This window comes from Actinomycetospora chlora, from assembly GCF_039542135.1.
Classification (GTDB): domain Bacteria; phylum Actinomycetota; class Actinomycetes; order Mycobacteriales; family Pseudonocardiaceae; genus Actinomycetospora; species Actinomycetospora chlora.
In genome coordinates, this window is the sequence record NZ_BAABHO010000037.1 from 37576 (window position 1) to 61737 (window position 24162).

Annotated in this window: 19 protein-coding genes; 12 read left to right on the forward strand and 7 right to left on the reverse strand. The window is 75.7% G+C overall.

What is annotated here, in order from left to right:
- Positions 1 to 110 precede the first annotated feature (110 nt).
- Both ABD994_RS21140 and ABD994_RS21145 read left to right on the forward strand, forming a co-directional pair.
- Positions 111 to 911: a PrsW family intramembrane metalloprotease gene (locus tag ABD994_RS21140; protein ID WP_345419664.1), complete on the forward strand. Its 801-nt coding sequence runs from the start codon at positions 111 to 113 to the stop codon at positions 909 to 911.
- A gap of 9 nt (positions 912 to 920) precedes the next feature.
- The gene (locus ABD994_RS21145; protein WP_345419668.1) at positions 921 to 3779 is read left to right on the forward strand and encodes an AfsR/SARP family transcriptional regulator; all 2859 of its coding nucleotides are present in this window, start codon (positions 921 to 923) and stop codon (positions 3777 to 3779) included.
- Here ABD994_RS21145 and ABD994_RS21150 read toward each other — a convergent pair.
- The 5 genes from ABD994_RS21150 to ABD994_RS21170 all read right to left on the reverse strand — a co-directional run bounded on the left by ABD994_RS21150 (position 3764) and on the right by ABD994_RS21170 (position 8013).
- Positions 3764 to 4363: a DUF1326 domain-containing protein gene (locus ABD994_RS21150; protein WP_345419672.1), complete on the reverse strand. Its 600-nt coding sequence runs from the start codon at positions 4361 to 4363 to the stop codon at positions 3764 to 3766. The two genes, ABD994_RS21145 and ABD994_RS21150, sit on opposite strands and share 16 nt — an antisense overlap.
- Positions 4364 to 4373: 10 nt before the next feature.
- Positions 4374 to 5153, reverse strand: coding sequence for a DUF2182 domain-containing protein (locus ABD994_RS21155; protein ID WP_345419675.1), 780 nt, complete (start codon positions 5151 to 5153; stop codon positions 4374 to 4376).
- A gap of 75 nt (positions 5154 to 5228) precedes the next feature.
- On the reverse strand, positions 5229 to 6008 hold the full coding sequence (locus tag ABD994_RS21160) for an alpha/beta fold hydrolase (RefSeq protein WP_345419679.1): 780 nt from the start codon (positions 6006 to 6008) through the stop codon (positions 5229 to 5231).
- Positions 6009 to 6085: 77 nt separating this feature from the next.
- A complete protein-coding gene (locus ABD994_RS21165; RefSeq protein ID WP_345419684.1) occupies positions 6086 to 6718 on the reverse strand; it encodes a hypothetical protein in 633 nt (210 codons plus the stop codon).
- A gap of 119 nt (positions 6719 to 6837) precedes the next feature.
- Entirely contained in the window at positions 6838 to 8013 is a 1176-nt protein-coding gene (locus tag ABD994_RS21170; protein WP_345419687.1) for a carotenoid oxygenase family protein, read from the reverse strand.
- Between the two features lie 223 nt (positions 8014 to 8236).
- Between ABD994_RS21170 and ABD994_RS21175 the strand changes: the two genes are divergently transcribed.
- The 8 genes from ABD994_RS21175 to ABD994_RS21210 all read left to right on the forward strand — a co-directional run bounded on the left by ABD994_RS21175 (position 8237) and on the right by ABD994_RS21210 (position 17446).
- Positions 8237 to 8815 (forward strand): DUF6790 family protein, encoded by a 579-nt coding sequence (locus tag ABD994_RS21175; protein WP_345419690.1) that lies wholly within the window; start codon positions 8237 to 8239, stop codon positions 8813 to 8815.
- A gap of 47 nt (positions 8816 to 8862) precedes the next feature.
- The gene (locus tag ABD994_RS21180; RefSeq protein WP_345419693.1) at positions 8863 to 11544 is read left to right on the forward strand and encodes a helix-turn-helix transcriptional regulator; all 2682 of its coding nucleotides are present in this window, start codon (positions 8863 to 8865) and stop codon (positions 11542 to 11544) included.
- Between the two features lie 114 nt (positions 11545 to 11658).
- On the forward strand, positions 11659 to 12177 hold the full coding sequence (locus ABD994_RS21185) for a hypothetical protein (RefSeq protein WP_345419696.1): 519 nt from the start codon (positions 11659 to 11661) through the stop codon (positions 12175 to 12177).
- Positions 12178 to 12183: 6 nt separating this feature from the next.
- The gene (locus ABD994_RS21190) at positions 12184 to 13281 is read left to right on the forward strand and encodes an AI-2E family transporter (RefSeq protein WP_345419699.1); all 1098 of its coding nucleotides are present in this window, start codon (positions 12184 to 12186) and stop codon (positions 13279 to 13281) included.
- Positions 13282 to 13363: 82 nt separating this feature from the next.
- Entirely contained in the window at positions 13364 to 13834 is a 471-nt protein-coding gene (locus tag ABD994_RS21195) for a DUF7144 family membrane protein (protein ID WP_345419702.1), read from the forward strand.
- A gap of 65 nt (positions 13835 to 13899) precedes the next feature.
- Complete coding sequence (locus ABD994_RS21200; RefSeq protein ID WP_345419705.1) at positions 13900 to 15627, forward strand: BCCT family transporter; 1728 nt, start codon at positions 13900 to 13902, stop codon at positions 15625 to 15627.
- A gap of 264 nt (positions 15628 to 15891) precedes the next feature.
- Positions 15892 to 16911, forward strand: a complete 1020-nt coding sequence (locus ABD994_RS21205; RefSeq protein ID WP_345419708.1) for an isopenicillin N synthase family dioxygenase — start codon at positions 15892 to 15894, stop codon at positions 16909 to 16911.
- Between the two features lie 127 nt (positions 16912 to 17038).
- On the forward strand, positions 17039 to 17446 hold the full coding sequence (locus ABD994_RS21210; RefSeq protein ID WP_345419711.1) for an ATP-binding protein: 408 nt from the start codon (positions 17039 to 17041) through the stop codon (positions 17444 to 17446).
- Between the two features lie 29 nt (positions 17447 to 17475).
- On the opposite strand, the gene lysX is transcribed toward ABD994_RS21210, so the two are convergent.
- Both lysX and ABD994_RS21220 read right to left on the reverse strand, forming a co-directional pair.
- Positions 17476 to 20871 carry a bifunctional lysylphosphatidylglycerol synthetase/lysine--tRNA ligase LysX gene (gene lysX / locus ABD994_RS21215; RefSeq protein ID WP_345419714.1) on the reverse strand — a complete coding sequence of 1132 codons (3396 nt, stop codon included), beginning with the start codon at positions 20869 to 20871 and terminating at the stop codon, positions 17476 to 17478.
- 111 nt (positions 20872 to 20982) lie between these two features.
- Positions 20983 to 22956, reverse strand: a complete 1974-nt coding sequence (locus ABD994_RS21220; protein ID WP_345419717.1) for an ABC1 kinase family protein — start codon at positions 22954 to 22956, stop codon at positions 20983 to 20985.
- Between the two features lie 210 nt (positions 22957 to 23166).
- On the opposite strand from ABD994_RS21220, the gene ABD994_RS21225 reads away from it, so the two are divergent.
- Positions 23167 to 23643 carry a DUF1622 domain-containing protein gene (locus ABD994_RS21225; RefSeq protein WP_345419720.1) on the forward strand — a complete coding sequence of 159 codons (477 nt, stop codon included), beginning with the start codon at positions 23167 to 23169 and terminating at the stop codon, positions 23641 to 23643.
- A gap of 327 nt (positions 23644 to 23970) precedes the next feature.
- On the forward strand, positions 23971 to 24162 hold a 192-nt coding region (locus ABD994_RS21230), incomplete at its 3' end, for a hypothetical protein (protein ID WP_345419723.1).

A 24162-nucleotide genomic window follows, 5' to 3' on the forward strand; every position in this document is an offset into this window, starting at 1 on the left:
GGGGGCCAGGGTCAAGCACCACTCCGCCCCGTCAGCGGGCGGACACCGACCGCAGCCGACGCCCGCTCGACTCGACGCGCGGCCGCGGCGGAACCGATACTGACCCGACCATGAGCAGCCGACTGGCCCGCCACGCGTGGGTCCTGGTCCTCGTCCTCGGCGTGGCCCTGTTCGTGCTCGACGAGCGCACGATGGTGGCCACCCAGAACCCGAACTTCGTGCCGTCGGCGATCCTGCTGGGCGCCTCGGTGGTGCCGCTGGGCTTCGTCACGTTCATCAAGGGCCGCCGCCTGCCCTACACGGTGTCGGGCGGGCTGCTCGCGGTCGCGGCGTTCCTCGGCGGGGTCCTCGGCACGATCGTGGCCGGCACGCTGGAGTACGACGTGAAGCGGGCCCTCGGCGGGCTGCCGATGCTCGGCGTGGCCGTCATCGAGGAGTCCGCCAAGCTCCTCGTGCCCCTCGCGCTGTTCCTGGTGATGCGCCGACGGCTCGGCACGGCCGACGGGCTGCTCCTCGGCGTCGCGTGCGGCGCGGGCTTCGCGGCGCTGGAGACGATGGGCTACGGGTTCGTCAGCCTGCTCACCTCGCGGGGCGGCATCACCGAGACCGTCGACCTGCTCATGCTGCGCGGGCTGATGAGCCCGGCCGGGCACATGGCCTGGACCGGCCTGACGGCGGCGGCCCTGTTCGCGATCGGGCGCCGGCGCCACGCGGTCCGCTGGTTCGTGCTGACGTTCGTGCTGGCCGTCGTCCTGCACACGCTGTGGGACAGCCTCGGCGGCGTCCTGAGCTACCTCGTCCTCGCCGTCGTCAGCCTCGGCGCCCTCACCTACACCGCCCACCGGATCGCGCGCGACGCCGCACGCCCGGGCGACCCCGCCCACCCCGAACCCGTCGCGCGGACGGTCTGACCCGTTCCGGTGGTGCGCTTCCTGGACCTCGGTCCGCTCCTCGTGGAGGTCGACGGGCACGTGCGCTCGCCGGGCGGCCCGCGCACGACCGTCGCCCTCGCCGTCCTGCTCGTCCACGCCGACCGCCCGGTCTCCGTCGACACCCTGGGTGAGGCGATCTGGGACGACGGGCGGCCGCGCACCGTGTCGACGCTGGAGTCGCACCTGTGGCGCCTGCGCCAGGTGCTCGAGCCGCACCGGGAGCCCGGCACCCCGTGGTCGGTCCTCGTCACCGAGCCGGGCGGCTACCGGCTGCGGGTCGCGGCCGGCCAGGTGGACTCGCTGCGGTTCGGTGCCCTGGTGCAGGAGGCCGGGACCCTGCTCGACCGGGGAGAGCCCGGCGCCGCGCTGGAACGGTGCGAGGCGGCACGGGTCCTCTGGCGGGGCCGGCCGCTCGGGCCGGTGACCGACCGGCCGTGGGCGGCGCCCACGGTGGCCCGCCTGGAGGAGCTGCGCGCGCAGCTCGACGAACGCCACGTCGACGCGCTGCTGGCCCTCGGACGCCCGGAGCAGGCGCTGCTCGAACTCGGGTCGGCCCTCGGCGAGCACCCGCTGCGCGAGCGCCTCTGGGCGCGGCGCATGCTCGCCGAGTACCGCGCCGGGCGGGTCGACGACGCCCTCGCCACGTTCGCGCGGGCCCGCGCGCTGCTCGTCGACGAGCTCGGCACCGAGCCGGCCGACGAGCTCCGCGCGCTGCACGCCCGCGTGCTGGCCGACGACCCCACGCTGCGCGCGGTGCCGGACCCGGCCCGGTCGCCGCCCGCCCCCGACCTGCCCCGGTGGTCGAGCCGGCTGGTGGGCCGCGACCACGAGCTCGAGCGGCTGGCGTCGCTGGCGGGCGGGTCGCCGCTGATCACGATCTGCGGGCCGGCCGGGGTCGGGAAGACGCGGTTGGCCGTCGAGGCGGCGCACCGGGTCGCGGACACGTTCGGCGACGGCGTCTGGTTCGTCGACCTCACCGGCGCGCGCGACGGCGGCCAGGTGATCGACGCGATCGGCACCGCCCTCTCGCTCGCCGCGCCGCCCGTCGGCTCCCCGTCGGACGCCCTGCGCGCCTTCCTGCGCGAGCGGCGGGCCCTCGTCGTGCTCGACGACTGCGAGCACGTCCTCGCCGAGGTGGCCTCGCTCGCCGAGGGCCTCGGCCGGGACGCGGCGCGGCTCGTGCTGCTCGTCACCAGCCGGGAACGCCTCGATCTCGAGCACGAGACCGTCGTGGAGCTGGCGCCCCTCGCGGTCCCGGACGACGACCAGCCCCGCGGCGCCGCGCTCGACCTGTTCCTGGACCGCTGGGAGGGCGCCGCCGGGCCCACCGACCCCGACGACCTCGCGGACGCCCGGCGGGTGTGCCGCGCGGTGGAGGGGATCCCGCTCGCCCTCGAGCTCGCCGCCGCCCGCGCCGGCACCTTCACCCTCGCCGAGATCGCCGACCAGTCCGAGGAGGACCCGGGCTCCCTCTCCGGGCTCGGGCGCCGCCGCCAGGGGGTCCGGCCGACCGTCTACGCCGCGGTGGAGCGCAGCCACCGCCTGCTCGACGACGGGGCCCGGCGCCTGCACCGCAGCCTCGCGGTGCTGCCGGGCCCGTTCACCGTCGCCGCGGCGGCCGCGGTCGCGGGCACCACGCCGGTGGCCGCCGCCGACCTGCTGGCCGACCTCACCCACCGCTCGATGGTCGTGGCCCGCGGCCCGGCCCGGCCCGGCCGCCCGTCGCGGTTCTCGCAGCTGACCATCGTGCGGGCCCACGCCGCCCGCGCCCTCGACGACGCCGGGGAGACCACCGCGGCGCGGGACCGGCGGGACACCTGGGTGGCGCGTCTGGTCGCGGCTGGCCCGCCCCGGCTGGGGACGCCGGAGGACGTCGCCCGCACGCGGGCACTCACCGACGACGCGGTCGCCCTGCGGAGCACCCTGCAGCGCACCCTGGTGGAGGACCCGTCGGCCCGCGGGGTGGAGATCCTCGCCGATCTCGGGGCGATGTTCTGGTTCCAGCACGACGCGACGGCCGAGGGCGCGCGCTGGATCGAGGTCGCCCACGACCGGGACGCCGGCGGGCCGGCGAGCACCGCCCCGGAGGTCGCGCTGCGGCTCTCGGTGGCCCTGGCGACGATCCGGGCGTTCGCCGGGCGGCTCGCCCTCGCCGCACCGGTGGTGGACCGGGCGCTGGCGACGCTCCGCGGACTCGACCCGGACCCCGGTCAGGAGCTCCTGATCGGCGACGCCCTCGCGGTGCTGTCCACGTGCCTGGGTTTCGTCGGGGATCCCGAGCGGGCGCGGGCCGTCCTCGACCCCGTCGGGGACATCGTGGGGCGCACCGCGGACCCCACCCTGGCGCTGGCCCACCGGGTCCGCACCGCGATGGCCCGGCTCGGCCACCGCGACCCCGCGTCCGTGCTCGGGGAGCTCGCGGACGTGTACCGCGAGTCGACGGACGCCGGGAACTGGTTCGGGGCGTGGGTCTCCAGCGCCATCGCCCACACCGCCGCCCTGGCGGCCGGCGAGCCGGCGACCGCCCTGCGCTGGTCGGACACCTGCCTGGCCGTGGTCGACGGGACCGGGCGGCAACAGGCGCCCCTGCAGCTCGAGCAGCGGGCCAACACGCTGGCCGTGCTGGGCCGCCACGACGAAGCGCTCCGCGTGTACGGCGCGGCACGGGCCCAGAACGACCACGCCGGCCTGCCCTGGCCCACCGTCGCGGGCACCGAGGAGCTCCTCGCGCGGACCCGGGCCGCGGTGCCCGAGGAGGCGAGGGAGCGGATCGGCCGCGGCGTCGCACGCCTGACCGTCGCGGACTTCCGGGCTCCCGTCGCGCTCGACGGTCAGACCCAGACGTAGCGGATCGTCGTCTGGGTCGACTGTCGGGCGGTGAACTCCATCCCGTACGTCGGGTCGTCGATGTGGTGGTGCACCACCCGGCCGGGGTAGGCGGGGTCGCCGAGCACCGGGGCGAGCGCGCTGTGGCGGATCTCCATGTGGCGACCGAGCGGCGACCGGAAGTTCTCCGACTCGCCGCCGAACCACCGGCCGGCGCGGTAGGTGCCGGTGCCCTTGTCCACGTCGAACTCGAAGTCGGCCGTCTCGAACGCGACGACCTCTTTGATCAGCTTCGCGAGCTCGCCGAGCGGGCCGCCGACCCCGCCGGTCACGACCTTGCGCATGATCTCGTGCTGCTCCTCGCTGTCCTTCTCGTCGAGGACCGCCACGATGCGGCCGTTCCCGTCCTTGGCGTTGCCCGGGATGACGCCGAAGACGCCCATGTTCGTGCCCGCCATGTCCACGTGGTCCACGTGTCCGTGGTCGAAGTGGAAGATCCAGCTGATGTGGCAGGCGCCGTCGTCGGCGTCGAGTCCCGCCCAGCAGGGGCAGAGGCTGGCACAGCTGCAGATCTCGACCAGGCGTCCTTCGAGGATATAACCCACGGTTCCTCCGTCACATGTGGTGGGGCATGGGGGCGGGCGCGGCGACGGCCAGGCCGACCAGGAGCACCGCGGCCACGAGCAGGGCCACCCCGAGCGGGGCGACGAGGCGCCGGCCCCAGGGGGCGTTCTTCTCGGCGACCATCACGGCGGTCAGGCCGAGCATCCAGACCAGGCCGCCGGAGCCGACCGCGAACATCACGGCCATCAGCGCCCAGCAGCAGCCCAGGCAGTCCAGGGCGTGCCGGAGCGCGAGCGACCACGCCCCGCCCGCGCCCCGGCGGTACCGGGTGAACAGGACGGCCCGCGGGTCACGGCACAGCGTCAGGCAGCGCTTCTTCAGCGGGCTGAACTGGAACGCCCCGGCGAGCGCGAGCGCGCCGGCGAGGACGAGGTGCCCCGGGACGCCGGCCGTGACGCGGGCGACGAGCGCCGCGACCCCGAGCCCGACGAGCCCGGCGGCGGACCAGACGGCGACGTAGGCGCCGGCGAACGTGGCGAGCACCCGCCGCCGGTCCGGCACGTCCGAGGTCACGACCACGACGAGCCGGGCCATCGGGACCGTCGTGGGCAGCATCATCGCCGCGACCATGACGACCCAGCCGACGGCGAAGACGATCACGGTCACGACCGGTGCCGCACCACCGGCGAGGTCGGCGGCGGCCATCGACGGCATGGTCCCCATCGCCGCGGGGACGACCATGAGGACCAGCGTCACGAGCCACGCGACGCCGGTGACGGCCCAGAGCCAGGGGCCGGGGTCGCGGGTGGTGGTCGTCGTCGCGGCGGTCACGGGCCGAGTCTGCGGAGGGCCGCTCCCAGTTCGCTCCCAGTGGCACGGTCGCCCAGGGACGTCTGACCGGAGCGCTCAGGCGAGCAGGACGCGGGCGATCGCGTCCGCGTGCTGCAGGGGCGCGAGGTGCCGCGCGCCCGGCAGCACGTGGCACGCGGCGTCGGGCAGGGTGCGGGCGATCTCGGCCATGTGCGCCGGGGTGGCGACCGCGTCGAGCTCCGCGACCACGACGTCGGCGGGGGCGGCGACCGCCGCGAGGTCGGCGAGGCCGTCGAACGTCGCGATCATGTCGAGGGCCTCCGCCCACCGCTCGCGGTCGGCGTCGCGCAGCCAGGCGCGCACCGTCGCCGCGGCCCCGGCCGGCTCGGCCCGTTCCGCCGGAGTGAACCAGCGGCCGAGCAGGGCCTCCAGGTCGACCGTGCCGCCGCGGAGCGACGCGGCGAGTTCGCCGAACGGCGGGAACGGGGACGCGCGGGTGCACACCAGCGACAGGCGCGCGACCCGGCCGGGGTGCTCGACCGCCACCCGCTGGGCGATCTCCCCGCCCCACGAGTGGCCGACGACGTGGGCGTCGGCCACCCCGAGGTGGTCCAGCACGGCGACGACGTCGGCCGCGAGCCGGCCGACGTCGGGCACCGGGACGTCCTCGGCGACCCCGTGGCCGCGGGCGTCGAACCGCACGACCCGACGGGTCGCGCGCAGCGCGGGGACCAGCGGATCCCACGCCCGCAGGTCGAGCGGGGTGCCGTGGAGCAGGACGACGGCGGGGCCGTCCCGGGCGCCCTCGTCGACGACGCGCGTCCGGTACCCGGGCACCGGCTCGACCAGGCCGGGCCCGGCGTCGGTGTTCGTCACGCCGGTACCGTCCCGCCCGCGCGGCCGGGTCTCCATCGCCCGATCAGGTCCGGGCGCGGCTCCACGCGAGACCGATCTCAGCGCTCCGTCCGCACGGACACGGTCGGGGCGTCGACGGCCGCCGAGCCCGCGTGGCTCGTGAGCTGCCGGGTCCGCTGGGCCGCCCACCAGACCAGGGCGCCGGGGACCAGCCAGTTGAACACCAGGTCGACGGGCCGGTGGAGCGGGCCGACACCCGGATCGGGCACCTCGAACGTCCCCGCGATCGCGTGCCCGACGGCCATGACGGCGACGGCGGCGCCCCACACGGCGCTGATCCGGCGGTTCACCGCCCGGAACTCGCGCGTGTGCCAGTACTGCCGCGGCACGCTCTCGCGGGCGTACTGCTCGGTGAAGGGCATGACCGGCAGCAGAGCGAAGATCACCACGGCCAGGATCGCCGCGGCGAGCGCGCGACCGTAGGAGGCGAGGAACGCGTCGACCCCCGGCACGGCCACCGCGACGACCCCGAGGCCCACGAAGACCACGACGCCGGTGACCTCGAGCAGCTTGGCCGACTCGCCGCGCGCCAGGGAGCGGGCGATGAGCCCGCCCGCGACCAGGGCGGCCAGGACGCAGGCGACGCCCACGGCGCCGGGGCCGAGCCGGGTGGCGATCAGGCTGAAGACGATCCAGGGCACGAACCCGGTGAGGACCTTGGTGAAGGACATGACCGTGAGCCTCGGCCGCGGACGGTGCCGAGACATCCGCAAGGTGGCGGAGATTCGGGCTCAACGTGACCGGGTGTTACGCCGAACAGGTGTCGGAGGCCAGATTCGGGCATGCCTGACTACGGTCGGTCTCCGGTCGGTCGGGCGGGCAACCAGGTGCCGTGCCGGCCCGGCGGCACGCGCACCGGGAGGCGGACGCGCGCCTGCGGGCCGGCGCCCGGGTCCGCGGCCGGGAAGACCAGCAGCCAGCTCTCCCCGGTGCCCGGCGCCATGGCGAGGCTGAGCCACCACCCGCGGTCCGAGGCGGCGGTGCCCGGGCAGGGGGCGTAGGCGGGTTCGCCGGGGACGAGCTCGTCCGCCGGCCAGGTCGCCGCCGTGCCCGCGTCGGGGTCGATCCAGGACAGGGCGTCCGGGACGGTGGTGTGCCGCCGACCGCTGGCACAGGTCACGGCGATGGTGCCGGGACGACTGGTGACGCGACGGTCGTCGATGCGGGGGAGCTCCACGGACCGGGGGTCGAGCACGGTGCGGGTCACGGTCCCCGCGGCCGGGTCGAGCACGACGCGGGTGAGCAGCCCGCGCGCCCCGGCGGGCCCCGGGACCAGGTCGGCGGGGCGTGGCCACTCCACGTGGTCCAGCACGACGGGGTTGCCGGCCGCGGGGTCGTCGCGCTCGTGGGCGCCCGCGCCGTGCCGGACCCAGAACGCCTCGTCGTGGCACCAGCGCACCGGGCCGCCGTCCCGCGGCACCACCGCGATGCGGGTGCCGTGCTCCGGTTCCCAGGACAGCGGCGGGTCGAGGAACAGCGGCGCGACGACCAGCACGACGTAGTGCTCGGTCAGCGCCGTGTCGTAGACCAGCACCGGACGTCCGAGCCCCGCGATCGGGAGCGGTGCGGTCACCGACCCGTCCGGGCGGATCACCCACCAGGTCAGGTACGGCGGGTCGAGGTGGCAACGGGACACCACGATCTCGCCCGTCCGCGGATCGACCTTGGGGCGCGCGGTGACGCCGGGGTCGGCGAAGGTGAGCAGCCGCCCCGCGGGCCGCACGACGGTGACCTCAGACGCGGTGGACACGGTGCCGGTCGGCCGCCCGGGGCGGGTGCTGTACCCCGCGCCCCCGTCACGGACGACGACGCGGTGCAGCGCGCCGTTCCCGGCGGGAACCGACCGCGGGCCCGGGGCGTGGCGGACGTAGGCGCCGTCGAGCTCGACCGGCAGCTCACCCCGGACCTCCAGCGCGGGCACGTCCACCTCGGCGGGGTCGGGCGCGGTCACCGGCGGCGTCGACATGGCCCCGAGCGTCGCGCCGCAGCCGTCGCGAGACATCCGCCAGTGCGCGCAGATGTCCCGTTCCGTGAGCTCCCGCGCCGACCCTGGCCATGTTGTCCTCGAACGGAGCAGCGCAGACCGCTCGCCGGTCACGGAACGCCACTTCTCCGCGGGTTGGCGGATGTCTCGCCCGCGCCGGGACGCGATCGTCGACGCACCCACCCAACCACCGGAGGACGACACCATGATCGCCGGCATCATCACGTTCCTGCTCGTGAACTTCACGCTCACCCTGTTCGTGGTCGGACTCGTGACCGCCGGGATCCGCATCGCCCGGTCCCGGCGATCCGGTCGGTCCGAGGCCCCGGGGACGGTGAGCGGGGCGCTGCTCGACCACTTCCTGCTCTTCAGCATCGGCGTCAGCTTCACGTGGAACTTCGTGGTCCACAGCGTCTTCGGCGACTTCTCGGCGCGAGTGATCGGCTGGGTCCAGAGCCCCTTCCAGCTCGAGGTCGCGTTCGCGAGCCTGGGCTTCGCCCTGCTCGGCTTCCTGGCCTTCACCCGCCGCAGTGACCTGCGCCTGAAGTTCGCCGCCGTGCTGGGGGTGACCCCGTTCCTCTGGGGCGCCGCGGGCGGGCACGTCTACCAGCTGGTCGCCCACGGCAACGTCGCGGCCGGCAACGCCGGGGTCGTCCTGTGGACCGACGTCCTTCTCCCGGTGTTCGGCCTGGCCGCGGTGTGGGCCCACCACCGCGCGCTGCGCCACGCCGCCGGTCGCCACGAGACCGTCCCGGCCCCGACCCGCGAGCCCGTCGCGTCCTGACCCCGCGGACCCGCGCCCGGCGCGGGTCGGCGATCTATCCTGCGGGCATGACCGAGGCGCCGTCGGCGGTGGCGTCCGGTGAGGTGGAAGGGCTCGTCGCGGACCTGGTCGGGGGGCGCCTGCGGGGCGTCCTGCTCACCGGCGCCCCGGGCGCCGGGAAGTCCACGACGCTCGACGCGCTCGGGCGCCGGCTGCTCGACCACGGCGTCGACACCCGGCGCGTGGGTGCCGACGACGTCGGTCGCCGACCCTTCGGCGTGGTCACCGACCTGCTCGGTCTCGACCCCGTCTACCCCCCTCGGCCCGACACCCCGGACCAGATCGTCGCCGCGCTGGAGTCCCAGAGCGGTCCGGGCCCCCTCGCCCTGTGCGTCGACGACGCCCACCGGGCGGACCCGGACTCGCTCGACCTGCTGGCCCGCGTGGCCGACCTCGCCCCGGACCTCCCCCTCGTCACCGTCCTGGCCCGGCGCACCGCGCCCGAGCGCCCGGCGCTCACCGCCCTCGCCCGGCACCCGGACGTCCGGTCCGTCACGGTCAGCGGGCTCGGGCCCGGCGCCCTCGACGCGATGGTCCGCGCGCGCTGCGGGGCACCGCCCGGCGCACGGCTGGCGACCCTGCTGGCCGGCGCCGACGGCAACCCGTTCCGGGCCCGCATCCTCCTCGACGAGCTCGACCGCCGCCGGGCCCTCCGGGTCGAGGACGCCACGGTCCGGCTCGACGACGCCGAGGGCGGCGTCTCGGACTCCGTCGAGGCCGCGGTCCGCGCGCACCTGGCGATGGTCGAGCCGCCGGTCCGCGAGGTGGTGCAGACCCTGGCGGTGTGGGGCGGGGCCGCCGACCTCGCGACGCTGGCCGACCTGCTCGGCGCGGGCGCGGTCGCCGCGGCCGGCACCGCCGACCTGGCCGCCGACGCCGGGCTCGTCCGGTGGCTACCGGACGGACGGGTGACGCTCGCCCACGACCTCTACGGCGACGTCGTGCTCGCCGACCTCGACGCCCCGGTGCGGCGCGCCCTGCACGCCGCGTGCGCCGCGGCCCAGCGCCGCCGGGGCGACGCGACCACGGCGATCGCCCGCCACGACGCGTCGGCGCACGACGCCGACGCCCCGGCGACCGTCCACCGCGCCGCCACCGAGCTCGAGCACGCACCCCTGGCCGCCGCCGAGCTGCTCGGCGAGGTCGGCGGCGAGCTCACCGGGGACGAGCGCGCCGCGGACCAGCTCGCGGTCGACCGGGCCGGAGCGCTCGCCATCTCCGGTCAGGTCGCCGCCGCCGAGCGGACGGCCCGTGACCGGCTCGCCCGCTCCCGCGACCCGGCCACCCACGCCGCGCTGCGCGGCGTCCTGCTGTTCTGCCTGGTCAGCGGCGCCGACGTCGACGGCGCCCTCGCCGAGATCGCGGCCAGCCGGGCCCGCGCCCCCTCCGACGAGGCGCGCGCCGCACTCGCCGACATCGAGCGCTGGGTGCGCCTGCTGGCGGGCCACGACACCCTCGAGGGCCCCGCGGCCACGCCGGCCGTGTCGCGCAGCGGGCTCATCAGCGACGCGGTCGAGCTCCTGCTCGCCGGGCGGGCGCGGGACGGCTTCGACCGCGCGGAGCGCGCCGCCGCGATGCCGCCCCGGAACGGGGCCCGCCCGTGGACCGACAGCCCCAGCGCACCGGTGTGGCCCGCGTTCGTCGCCCTGTACGCGGACGGCCCGGGCCGCGCCCGCGAGCTCTCGGTGGCCGCCCGGCGCCGGGCGCAGGAGGCCGGGCGGCTCTGGCTGACGCCGTACCACCACTCCGTCTCCGCCGGCATCGACTTCGTCGGCGGGGCCTGGGACGACGCGCTCGCCGAGGTCGAGTCGGGGCTCGAGGCCGCCGCGGCGACCGGCACGGCGTGGACCTCGCTGACCACCGCGACGCGGCTGCAGATCCTCGTGCGGCGCGGCGAGCTCGCCGACGCCGAGACCACGCTCGACCGGTGGCGGGCGCGTGGCCTGCCCGAGCAGTTCGGGCTGCCCCAGGTCACGCAGGCGCAAGCCCTGCTGCTCGAGGCCCGGGAGCAGACGGCGGACGCGGCCGCCCTCGCACGGCGCGGCTGGGAGCAGGCGATCGGGCGGGGCCGGGTCATCTGGCCGCTGATCGCGGGCCCGGACACGCTGCGGATCGCCCGGACGGCCGGTGACGACGACCTGGCCGCGCTCGTCGTGCGCGACACGGCCGCCGTCCCCCTCGAGCAGGCCGTGGCCGTCGCGCCGGCGGCCCGGCTCGTCGCCGCCGTCGGCGCGCACGACGCCGACGGCGCGTCCCGGGCCGCGCTCGACTTCCGGGCCACCGGTCACCTCCCCGGCGAGGTGAGCGCCTGGGAGGAGGCCGCCTGTCTCGCCGCCGCGGGCGGCGACGGCGCGAACGCGCGCGTCGCGGGCGCCCGCGCCACCGCCCTGGCGGCGTCCCTCGGCGCCACCACCACGGAGCGGCGGGTGTCGGCCCGGCTGCGCCACCTCGGCGTGCGGCTCGGCGTCCGCGGCACCCGCCGGCGCCCGACCACGGGCTGGGAGAGCCTCACGGCCACCGAGCTGCAGGTCGCCGAGCTCGTCGGGCGCGGGCTGACCAGCCCCCAGGTCGCGGCCCGGCTCTACATCTCGCCCCGCACCGTGCAGACCCACATCACGCACATCCTGCGCAAGCTCGGGCTCCGGTCCCGGGTGGAGCTCGCCGCGCACCTCTCCCGCCGGCCGACCTGAGCGACGGCCCCGGCCTCGGCCGGCCGTGCATTCACCCTCCGCGGGCGTGGTCCGACCCGGCCGCGCGGGGACACGGTCGCCCCGACGTCGGCGGACACGGGGGCGGGAGTCAGGGTGGCGACCACGAACGATCGCGCGGTGGCCGCGAGCAGCGACCTGAGTCCCTCGGTCCGGGCCCACCTGCGCACCGCGTTGACGGGGTCGATCTTCGCGATGTCGGTGCTCGCCTACCTCGGCGACCACGAGACCACGCTGACGACGGCCGTGGTGACCGTCGCCGGGACGGGACTCGTGATCTTCTTCGGCGAGGCCTACGCCGGCCTGCTCTCGGCGGCCCTGACCTCGGCGCACAAGGTCCCCCGCGCGGAGATCCGCCACGAGCTCAGCGCCTGCTCGATGGCCGCCGCGCCCGGCCTCCTCGCCGCCGTCTTCCTCCTGCTCGTCCACCTCCTCGACGTGCCGGTCGCGACCGGCATCGACATCGCCCTGTGGCTCGGCCTGCTGACGCTCACCGGCCTGAGCCTCGTCGAGGCCTACGGGTCGCACCGGTCCCTGCTGGTGCGGATCGGGTCGGTCGTCGGCTCCGTCGTCGTCGGCGTCGTGATCATCGTCCTCAAGGCCGAGCTGCACTGATCCGCCGTGCGACCCGACCCGCCCGCGCCGTCCGGTGACGAGCACGCGCGCGCCGGGGCCGGCGGCCCGACGCTCGGCCGGGTGGCCGCGGTGGTCCTCGTCGGCGCCCTCGTCGTCCTGGCCGTCGTCGTGGTGGTCGTCGTGGCCCTCCGCGCGCGGCAGGCGCTCCTGCTCGCCTTCACCGGCTTCTTCCTGGCCGTGGGCTTCGAGCCGGGGGTCGTCCGGCTGATCCGCCACGGGCTGCGGCGCGGACTCGCGGTGGCCCTGCTCGCCCTCGGGCTGCTGGCGGTGGCCGCGGTGCTGGTGGCGGTGCTGGTCGTGCCCGGCCTGCGGCAGGTGGGCGAGCTCGTCGCGCAGGCACCGCAGGTGCTCGACCGGATCGCGACGCGGTTCGGGGGCTCGTCGACGAGCCTCGGGACGACGCTGTCCGACCCGGCGACGCACGCCCAGGTCGCGGCGGTGAGCCAGCAGGTCGGCCAGGTCCTGGTCTCGGCCCTGACCGCGGTGTTCAGCGCGCTGGGCCTGCTGCTCGGCGGGGCGGCGGCGGCCCTGACGACGCTCGTGCTGATGGTGTACTTCGGTCTGGCGATGCCGCGCCTCCACGCGGGCCTGACGCGCCTGCTCGGGCGGCCCGACCGGGTGGCCACGCTGGACGAGGCCCTCGCCCGCGTCGGCGGCTACGTCTCGGGCCAGGTGCTCGTCTCCCTGATCGCCGGTGGCGCCTCGTTCGTGTTCTTCCTGCTCGCCGGGGTGCCCTACCCCGCGCTCCTCGCCCTGGTCGTCGCCCTCTTCGACGCGCTGCCGCAGATCGGCGCCTTTCTCGCCTCCCTCATCGGCACCGCGGTCGCCCTCTCGCAGAGCTGGGGCCTCGCGGTGGCGACGCTCGCCTTCTTCTGCGCCTACCAGGCGATCGAGAACTACCTGATCGCGCCGCGAGTCTTCTCCCGCACCATCGACCTGAGCCCGCTCGCGGCGTTCGTCGCGGTGCTGGTCGGCGCGTCGCTGGGTGGGCTGCTCGGCGCCCTCGTCGCCCTCCCGGTCACGGCGGCCGCCAAGATCGTCCTTGCTCGCGTCCTCGCGGCGCGCCGGGCCCGGACCGCGTGACCTCACCCTGCGCGGGGGAGGAGCACGGCCCCCGAGCGGGGCATCGTGGCCACCCCACCGCGTCGTGTCCGAGGAGCCGGCGATGACCGATCAGCAGATTCCGTCCCCCGAGCGGTCCGGCGCGTACCCCCGCGCCGCCCACAGCGCGGCCTCCGGCGGCCCGTCCGGCGCCTGGTCCGGCTGGGTCCGCTTCGGCGGTGTGCTCATGGCGGTGGTCGGCGCCTTCGCCGTGATCGAGGGCTTCCTGGCCCTGTTCCTGCCCACGACCTACGTCACCGCGAACCAGGTGGTCGTCACCCTCACCTTCACCGGCTGGGGCTGGCTGCACATCATCCTCGGCGCCCTCGTGCTGGCCGTCGGCCTCGCCCTGCTGCGTGAGGACGTCCCGGGCTGGGCGCGGGGCACCGCGATCGTGCTCGTCGCCCTCAACACCATCGTCCAGCTCGCCTGGCTGCCCGCCTACCCGATCTGGTCGATCCTGATGATCGCGCTCGACGTCCTCATCATCGGTGCGCTCGTCGCGACCGGGGACCGCGACGCCCGGACCGGCTGAGCGTCACGCCGTCGCCCCGACGGGGCGGTCGTGACCTGCGCGGCACGAGCCGGACGGAGATCGCCATGACGAACCGCGAGGGGGCCGACGGGGCCGCGGCCCGGGAGGCGCGGGGTCCCCGCCCGGACCGGGTCGTGTTCGGGGTGGCGGGCGCGCTGGCCCTGCTGTTCGTGGGCTGGGGTGTCGTCGACGCGACGTCGCTCGCCTCGGTGACCGGGACGCTGCTCGAGGGGCTCATCCGCGCCGGCGGCTGGGGGTTCAGCCTCGCCGCGCTCGGGTTCGTCGTCTTCGCGCTGTGGCTGGCGTTCAGCCGGTACGGCCGCATCCGCCTGGGCGGGGACGACGAGCGGCCCGCGTTCCGCACCTCGTCCTGGGTCGCGATGATGTTCAGCGCCGGCATGGGCATCGGCCTGATGTTCTACGGCGTCGCCGAGCCGCTGGCCTTCTACACCCAGCCCCCGCCGGCGTCGGTCCCGCCGGGCGACGAGGTCGAGGCGCTGCGGACGGCGATGGCGACCTCGTTGTTCCACTGGACCCTGCACCCGTGGGCGATCTACGCCGTGGTCGGTCTGGCCATCGCGTACTCGACGTTCCGCAAGGGCCGCCGGCAGCTCATCAGCTCGGCCTTCGTGCCGCTCATCGGGCCAGGGCTCGCAGACGGGTGGCTCGGCCGGCTCATCGACATCGTCGCGATCTTCGCGACCGTGTTCGGGTCGGCGGCCTCGCTCGGGCTCGGCGCCCTGCAGATCGGCGGTGGGCTCGAGGCCACCGGGCTCGTCGGGAGCGTCGGGAACGCCGTGCTCGTCCCCATGATCATCGTTCTCACGGCCGCCTTCGTCCTGTCGGCGGTGTCGGGCATCGCGCGCGGCATCCAGTGGCTGTCGAACATCAACATGGTGCTCGCCGCGCTGCTCGCGCTGTTCGTGTTCGTCCTGGGCCCGACGGTGCTCATCCTCGACCTGCTGCAGACCGGGCTGTCCGCCTACGTCAGCGAGTTCTTCGAGATGGCGGGCCGGTCGGAGGCGACCGGGGGCCAGGCGATGCTCGACTGGCTGTCCAACTGGACGATCTTCTACTGGGCGTGGTGGATCTCCTGGACGCCCTTCGTCGGGATGTTCCTGGCGAAGATCAGCCGCGGCCGCACGATCCGGCAGTTCATCGGTGGCGTGATCCTCGTGCCGAGCGCGGTCAGCCTCGTCTGGTTCGCCGTCTTCGGCGGTGCGGCGATCTACCAGCAGAAGACCGGGCTCGACCCGGCCGCCGCCGGGACCGAACAGCAGCTCTTCGCGGTGCTCGCGCAGTACCCGGCGGCGACGGTCACCGGCCTGCTCGTCATGGTCCTCGTCGCGATCTTCTTCGTCTCGGGGGCGGACGCCGCCTCGATCGTCACCGGCACGCTGTCCCAGCGCGGCACCGACGAGCCGCAGCGCTGGGTCGTGATCTTCTGGGGCACCATGATGGGCGCGGTCGCGGTCGTGATGCTCCTGGTGGGCGGCGAGGACGCGCTCAAGGGGCTCGAGAGCCTCACCATCCTCGTGGCGGCACCCTTCGTGGTGATCATGGTGTTCCTGTGCGTCGCCCTCGCGCGCGACCTGCGCCGTGACCCGCAGGTCACGCGCGAGGACAGGGGGAGCCGGCTCGTCGAGGAGGCCGTGGGCGCCGGCACCCGCCGCTACGGCGACTACTTCACGCTGCGCATCGCGGCCGTCCCCGGCGCCCGGCCGCGGCACCGCGACGGCAACGGCGTGGCCTCCCGGTCCGGCGACGGCGTCGGCACCACGGACGGAGCCTGACCCGATCGCGGCCAGGCGTGGTCAGGCCTGGTCGGCCGACGCCGCGAGCCGCGGTCCGCGGCGGGCTCTGCGGACGCAGCTGGACCGCGAAGAGCGCCTGCATCGGACGCCCCAGCGGGGCCGGGTCCACGTCGGCGGTGAACCGCGTGATGCACGCCGGCGCCGACGAGCCGTCTTACCCGCTCGTGGGTGCTGGACTCGGCCAGGCCGACCCGCGCCGCCAGCTCGCGGTCGGCGGTCGGAACTCGCCCTAGCATCGAGCCCGTGACGCACACCCCGGTGGCGGCGGCCCTCCCGGTCCTCGACATGGCGATGCTGGATCGCGACGAGGCCTCGGCCGCGGCGTTCCGCGCCGAGCTCCGGACGGCGACCCACGAGGTCGGGTTCTTCTACCTCGTCGGCCACGGCATCCCCGACGAGGTCACCGCCCGCGCGTTCGCGACCGCCGAGGAGTTCTTCGCGCTGCCGACCGAGGACAAGCAGGCGGTCGAGATGCGGCGCAGCCCGCACTTCCGGGGCTACACCCGCACCGGCGGCGAGCTCACCCGGGGACGGGTCGACTGGCGCGAGCAGATCGACATCGGTGCGGAGCGCGACCGCGTGGACGATCCGGACGCGCCCGCGTACATGCGCCTCGAGGGCCCGAACCCGTGGCCCGCGGCCCAGCCCGGGCTCCGTGGGGTGTTCACCGACTGGGAGCGGCGCTGCTCGGTCGTCGCGCGCCGGCTGATGCGGTCGTGGGCGTTGGCGCTGGGCAGCCCCGCCGACGTCTTCGACGACACCTTCGGCGACCGGCCCTCCACGTTGATCAAGCTCGTGCGCTACCCCGGCCGTGAGGAGCGGGGCCAGGGCGTCGGCGCCCACAACGACCCCGGCGTGCTCACCCTGCTGATGATCGAGCCGGGCAAGGGCGGCCTGCAGGTCGAGCACGACGGGGAGTGGATCGACGCGCCCGCCGTCCCGGGCGCGTTCGTGGTGAACATCGGCGAGCTCCTGGAGTTCGCCACCGACGGCTACCTCAAGGCGACGATGCACCGGGTCGTCTCGCCGCCGGCCGGCGAGACGCGCCTGTCGATCCCGTTCTTCTTCAACCCCGCCCTCGACTCCACGGTCCCGCGGATCGACCTGCCGCCGGAGCTCGCGGCGCAGGCCCGCGGGGTCACCCAGGACCCGGACAACGTCATCTCGGGCACCTTCGGCGACAACCTGCTCAAGGCCCGCCTGCGCGCCCACCCCGACGTCGCCGCCCTCCACCACGCCGACCTGGTCGCGCGCGGGTCGTGACCACGCCGACGGTCGCCGACGCGATCGGGTGGCGCGAGATCGGGTAGCCGCCCCGATGGACCGACACCGCCGTCCGGGCTCCGACGCGCCTGCCGATGCCGAGGCGCCGACCGACCGGACGGCGTGCGTGTGCTGGCCGGAGATCCCTCCCGGCGCGGCCGGATGGCTGCGGGAACGGCGCGTCGCCGACGCCTCGGCGGTGCGGGTGCTGCGGCGGCGGATGCAGCACTGGGCGGCCGAGGCCCACCTCGACGAGGAGCTGGCCGACGCCGTGGTGCTCATCGTGGACGAGGCGGTCACGAACGCCGTCGAGCACGCCTGCCCCGACCGGGAGTGCCACGTCGAGCTCGTCGCCGGGCCGCGGGCGTGCGGGGGCGGGTTCGCCGTGCTGGTCACCGACGACGGCGTCTGGAAGGAACCCACGGCACCGGGGTACCGGGGCCGCGGGGTCCAGCTGATCCGGCGGCTCTCCGAGCGCAGCAGCATCGAGAGCTCCGACGCCGGCACCGCCGTGCGCCTGTGCTGGTCACGGTGACCGGGAGCGTCGCCGTCCGCTGACCGACGTCAGCGCCCGGGCCGGACGATCGGGAAGAGCACGCTCTCGCGGATGGTGCTGCCGGTCAGCATCATGACCATCCGGTCGACGCCCATCCCGAGCCCGCCCGAGGGCGGCATCGCGTACTCGAGCGCGAGCAGGAAGTCCTCGTCGAGCTCCATCGCCTCGGCGTCACCGCCGGCCGCCAGGAGCGACTGCTCGGTGAGACGCTTGCGCTGCTCGACCGGGTCGACCAGCTCCGAGTAGGCGGTCCCGATCTCCGCGCCGAAGCAGACGAGGTCCCAGCGCTCCGCCAGCCGCGGGTCGTCCCGGTGCTGGCGGGTCAGCGGCGACACGTCGGTCGGGAAGTCGCGGTAGAAGGTCGGCTCGAGCGTGCGGTCCTCCACGAGGTGCTCGTAGAGCTCCAGGACGACGGCCCCGCGGCCCCAGTCCGGGTCGTAGGGGATCGCGATGCGGTCGCAGTGGCGGCGCAGCTCCTCGATGGAGGTGTCGGCGGTGACCTCCTCGCCGAGGGCGTCCGAGATGGCCGCGTTGACGGTCGTGGCCCGCCAGGTGCCGCCGAGGTCGTACTCGCGGCCCTCGTGGACGACGACGGTGCCGCCCAGCGCGGCCCGGGCCGCCTGCTGGATCATGTCCTGCACCATCGTCTGCATGGTGTCGTAGTCGCCGTAGGCCTCGTACGCCTCGAGCATGGTGAACTCGGGGTTGTGGGTGGCGTCCGCGCCCTCGTTGCGGAAGTTGCGGTTGAGCTCGAACACCTTCTCCGCGCCCCCGACCATGAGCCGCTTGAGGTAGAGCTCGGGGGCGATGCGCAGGTAGAGGCGCATGTCGTAGGCGTTGATGTGGGTGGTGAACGGCCGGGCGTTGGCGCCGCCGTGCACCGGCTGCAGCATCGGGGTCTCGACCTCGAGGTAGCCGCGGGCGGAGAGGTGCTCGCGGACGGCGTGCACGGCGTCCGACCGTTGCCGCAGCATGCGGCGGGCGCCGCCGTTGACCACCAGGTCGAGGTAGCGCTGCCGGACCCGGGCCTCGGGGTCGGCCAGGCCGCGCCGCTTGTCGGGCAACGGACGCAGGCACTTCGCGGTGATCGTCCACGCCGTCGCCAGCACGGACAGCTCCCCGCGACGCGAGGTCCCGACCTCGCCGGTGACGCCCACGTGGTCGCCGAGGTCGACCTGCCGTGCCCAGTCGCGCACCCCGTCGCGGCCGAGCCGGTCGGCCGCGAGCATCACCTGCAGCTGCGTGTCGCCCTCCTGCAGGACGGCGAAGCACAGCCCGCCGAAGTCGCGGACGCGCACGACCCGGCCGGTCACCGCCACGCGCTCGCCCGTGGCCGCGTCCGCGTCGAGGTGCCGGAACCGCTCGCCGATCTCCGCGAGGCCCGCCGTGCGCGGGTGGCCGACGGGGTAGGGGTCCACGCCGGCGGCGAGCATCCGCTCGTACTTCGCGTACCGCACGCGGACCTGCTCGGGGAGCCCGGCGTGGCGCGCCGCGAGCTGCGCCGCGACGGGGTCCTCGGCCTCGACGGGGGACGGCGGGGGGAGGACGACGGCGGGACCGCCCTCGCCGGCGAGGCCGCGACGCTGCAGGGTCCGCAGGCTCGGGGTGGTGACGAACCCCTCGGCGGCCGCGGCCGCCAGACCGAGCCGCGGGAGGTCACGCGCGGCGCGGTAGCACAGGTAGCGCGGCGTCCAGGTCGGCTGGTACTTCGCGTTGGCGCGGTAGAGCGACTCGAGCTGCCACCAGCGCGAGCCCAGCACCAGCAGGCGCCGCCACAGCCGCACCACCGGGCCGGCCCCGATCCGCTCGCCCTGCTCGAACGCGGCCCGGAACATCGCGAAGTTCAGCGACAGGCGGTCGACCCCGAGGGTGCGCGCCTGCTCGGCGAGCGAGGCCACCATGAACTCGGTCAGGCCGTTCTCGGCGGTGCGGTCCCGGCGCATGAGGTCCAGCGACAGGCCGTGGCGACCCCACGGCACGAACGACAGCAGCGCGCGCAGCGCACCGCTCGCGTCGAAGCACTCGACCAGCACGCACTGCCCGTCGGCCGGGTCGCCCAGGCGCGAGAGCGCCATCGAGAAGCCGCGTTCGGCGTCGGTGTCGCGCCAGGCGTCCGCGCGCTCGACGACCTCCTTCATCTCCTCCGGCGACAGGTCCGCGTGCCGACGGATGCGGACGGTGTGGCCCGCGCGCTCCACCCGGCCCACGGCCTGGCGCACCACCCGCATCGACCGGCCCTCCACCGAGAAGGCCCGGACGTCGAGCACCGCCTCGTCGCCCAGCTCGACGACGCTGAGCCCGGCGCCCGCGTAGGCGCGGGCGCCGCGCTCGCTCGCGCCCATCACCGCGGGCAGCCAGCCGTACCGGCGTGCCTCGTCGAGCCAGACCTCGATCGCGCCCGGCCACGCCTCCGGGTCGCCGATCGGGTCCCCGCTGGCCAGGCTGACGCCGGACACCACGCGGAAGGTCACCGCGGACTTGGCGGACCTCGAGAACACCGCGGCCTTGTCGCGCCGGGTGGCGAAGTAGCCCAGGGAGTCGTCGTCGCCGTACTGGTCGAGCAGGACCCGCAGCCGCTGCTCGTCGGTGGGGTCGAGGCGCCGGCGGTCGAGCCGGGGCCGGAACAGCACGTAGGCGGCGGCCAGCACGGCGAGCGCACCGAACAGCCCGCACAGGAACGTGATCGCGCGCGGTCCGGCGCCGTCGACGCCCACGGTGCCGGGGTCGCCGAGACCGCCGAGCACGTAGGTGAGGGCCCACCCGAGCCGGTCCAGGGAGCTCTGCAGCGTGCCCGGGAACAGCGCCAGCAGGCCCCAGCCGAGCAGGGTGCCGGCCACGGCGAGGGCGAGGTAGGTCCCGAGCGCGCGCCACCCGCTGTGCCGCTGCGTCCGGGCGGTGAAGCGGCTGCGGGCGACGAGCAGGATCGCGAGGGCGAGGACGCCGAACGCCAGCCGCAGCCACGTCGCCGTGCCCCCGACGACGAGGGTGACCGGGTCCTCCGCCTCGGTGTCGACGGTGAGCTCGACACCGCCCAGCACGCGGCCCAGCACGACGTAGGCCACGGCGAACCACCACGCCGCGCGCATCCGCCGGCGCAGGGCGGACGCGAGGATGGCCAGGAAGGTCGCGGTGGCCAGGCTCGGCGGCGCCTCCACCGACACGACCTCGATCGCGGTCCGCAGCCACGCCAGCGGGGCGCGCAGGGGCGGCACGATCGCCGTCACGGCACAGAAGACCGCGACGAACGCGAGGTAGCCAGCGAGCAGATCCGGCACCCGGTCGGCGAACCGCGCCGTCGCCGACCGACCGGCCGGCGGCGCCGCCGGTCCGTCGCGGTGCGGCGCGGTCGGCGCCGGGGCGCGGGAACCGGTCGCGGGGGGCTCGTCCGCCGTCAGCTCGACCATGTCGTCTCTCCGGGAGGGTGTCGCCGGCCCGGCAGGTGTCCCCGGCCCGGGCTCCTGCCGTCAGCATGACGATCAACCCGGTGAGCGGATACAGCGATTTGCGTAGCGTGCTCACGCACCCGGGGGGTCGCCGGCTCCGGTGGTGGCCTGGCGGCGCACGATCTGGGCGACGACGCGCAGGAGCATCACCGTCGCGAGGACCAGACCGATCCAGCCGATGGCGGTCAGCGCGGTGGTGCCCGGCCCGGGGCCGGCCACGCCCGCCCCGACGAGCAGGAGCGCCGACACGAGCAGCCCGACGCCGCCGATGGCCGCGAACAGCACCTGGTCGACCCAGGCGGTGACGGCCGCGCGGCGCGCCGCGCTGAACGTCTCGACGTCCACGCGGACGAGCCCCGACCGCAGCTGCAGGGCGATGTCCTCGGCGAGGCCGGGCAGCGTGCGCAGGGACGGCAGCGCGCGCAGCAGCTCCCGCTGGGCCAGCGCGCCCGCGTCGCCACCCCCGTCCTGCAGCCGGGCCGTGAACTGCTCGGTGGCCGACGTCGCCAGGTTGAACCCGGGGTCGATGCCGCGCAGCGTGCCCTCCAGGGTGACCACGGCGCGGGCGATGAGGGTGAACGCCGGGGGCACGGGCATGCCCTGGCGTTCCATCACGGTGAGCAGCTCCTGCAGCGCCCGGGGGTCGAAGCCCGCACCCGAGAGCTGCTCGGAGAGCAGGCGGCTGATCTCGCTCTCGAGCGTCATGAGGTCGACGCCCGGGCCCGCGGCGCCGGACATCTCGCGCAGCCCGCGGGCGATGAGCCCGGTGTCGGCGGTCGCCATCCCGAGGCCGACGAGCTGCAGGGCCCGCAGCGTGACCGGGTCGATGATCCCGACGGCGCCGAAGTCGATGAACCAGACGGTCCCGTCGCCGTCGACCAGGATGTTGCCCGGGTGGGGATCGGCGTGGAACGTCCCGCTCTCGATCATCGAGACGATGAAGGCGCGGAAGAGGCGCTCGGCGAGCACCGGCCGTGCCACCGCGCACGCGTCCACGGCCGCGGCGTCGGAGACCGGCCGGCCGTGGACACGGTCCATCACGAGGACGACCTCGCTCGTCATCCCGGTCAGCACCTGGGGCACGGCGACGCCCTCGACGTGGGCCGCCAGCACCGCCCGGCGCAGGGCCGCCCCGTACGCGGCCTCCTCGGTGTAGTCGAGCTCCCTGCCGATCGAGCGGACGAGCTCGTCGGAGACGCGCTCGAGCCCGAGGGACCGGGCGCCCTCGAAGCGCTGGACGGCGATACGGCTCGCCCAGCGCAGCACGGCCGCGTCGCGGGCCACGCCGAGCTCCACGTCCGGTCGCCGCACCTTGACCACGACGTCGCGGCCGTCACGGGTCTGCGCGAGGTGCGTCTGCCCGATCGACGCGGCGGCCAGGGGCTCGTCGGAGAAGGTCGCGAAGATCTCCTCCACGCCGGCCCGGCGCTCGCGCTCGAGCGTCGCCCGCACCTGCGCGACCGGGACCGGCGCCGCGTCGGACTGCAGCTCCTTCAGCGCGGCGATGAGCGCCGGCGGCAGCAGGTCGGCCCGGGTCGAGGCGATCTGGCCGAACTTGACGAACATCCCCCCGCAGTCCTCGAGGAAGGACTTCACCCGCTGCGCGCCGTCGGGTGTCGCGAGCGCGGCCCGCGACGCCAGCCGCCGCCCGGCGAGGCCGTGCCGGCGGGCGATGCCGAGCACCTCCACCAGGCGGCCGACGATCGTCGCGGCCGTGGCCACGCGGGTCCGCAGCGCCGGGCGCCGCCCGGGCGGACGCCGCCGGAGCAGGACCTCGAGGACGATGCTCACGACCATCGTCGCGAGGACGCCGAAGGCGAAGACCACGACGAGGACGGCCGACGTCGCCTCGCCCGCGGCGTCGCCCAGGACCGCGGCGGCCGTGACGAGCCCGATGAGCGTGCCCAGCACCCCGGCGACGGTGGCGCGGCCGACGCCGCGGGAGATCCCGAGGATCCGCCCGGAGACCAGGCCCACGCCGAAGATGAACAGCACCGCGAGGACCCACTGCCAGAAGGACAGGTCCAGCACCAGCCGTACCGTCACGGGCGCTCCTCGGGTGGCACGGCGCCGCGTCGCGGCCCCTCCGCCGCGGCGTCCGAACGCCCGACGGCAGTACACCCGGCCGGGCCCGTCCAGACCAGGCGGCGGGCCGGGCGGACGGGAGGCCCGTCACCCGGGACGGGCGATGCACGGGCGACGGCCACTCGCCAACGTCTCGACCGGTCCTCGTCGTCGGCGAAGGAGGCGCGTGGCGTGCACCGGACGACCGGAGCGACGTTCGTCGACCTGATGGACCGTGTCGCCCAGGTCTTCGAGGTGGTCGCGGTCGGTCTGCTCGTCGTCGGGCTGGTGTGGTCGCTCGTCCTGGCCGGGGTGACCTGGGTGCGCAGCCGGGCGGGTCACCGTGCCTTCGTGGCCCTGCGGGAGTCGTTCGGCGGCACGCTCCTGCTCGGGGTCGAGGTCCTCGTGGCCGCCGACCTCATCCGGACGATCGCGGTCGAGCCGACGGTCGAGAACGTCGCGGTCCTCGGCCTGATCGTCGTGATCCGGACGTTCCTGAGCTTCTCGCTGGAGATCGAGATCGAGGGCGTGCCGCCGTGGCGCCGGGCCCTGGTCGGCGGAGCTTCCCGCACCGCACGGGCCGCGCGCCGCGCCCTCACCGACGCGCCCGGAGCCGTTCCTCCTCGGGCGTCGGACGGAGGCGCCGACGGCCGGAGCCCGGACTCATGATCGCTAGCGCGCAGCCGGCCTTCGCGCGCTGCCGCGCCGCTCCCGCTCGCCGTCGGCGGCCCCGCCCGGCCGGGCTCGGTGAGAGCCTCTCGCGGAACGGCCCCGGGTCCCACCGACCCCCGCGCTGAGCCAGCCGGTCGGCGGTCCCGGCTCCTCGGGGTCTCCCGAGACCGTGCGGGGTGAACGAGGCCGGGAGCCGAGGTCGACGGGCCGAGGCGGACACGCGTCCGGGCCGGCCGCCGGATCGGCCGCCGCCGTTGACACTGATACCCCCGGGGGGTATCTAGTCGTGGTGTCGGCGACGGTCTGCACCGAGGAGCGACCACCATGACCGCACCACGGACCCCGGGCGACGCCCGGGACGAGGTCGACGCGGGTCCGGAGGACCCCGGCCCCTCCCCGCACGGCCACGGCGGGTCCGGCGGCCATGCCGGGCACGGCGACCACGTGGCCCGGTTCCGGCGCCTGTTCTGGATCATGCTGGTGCTGGCCGTCCCGACGGTGGGGCTCAGCCCGATG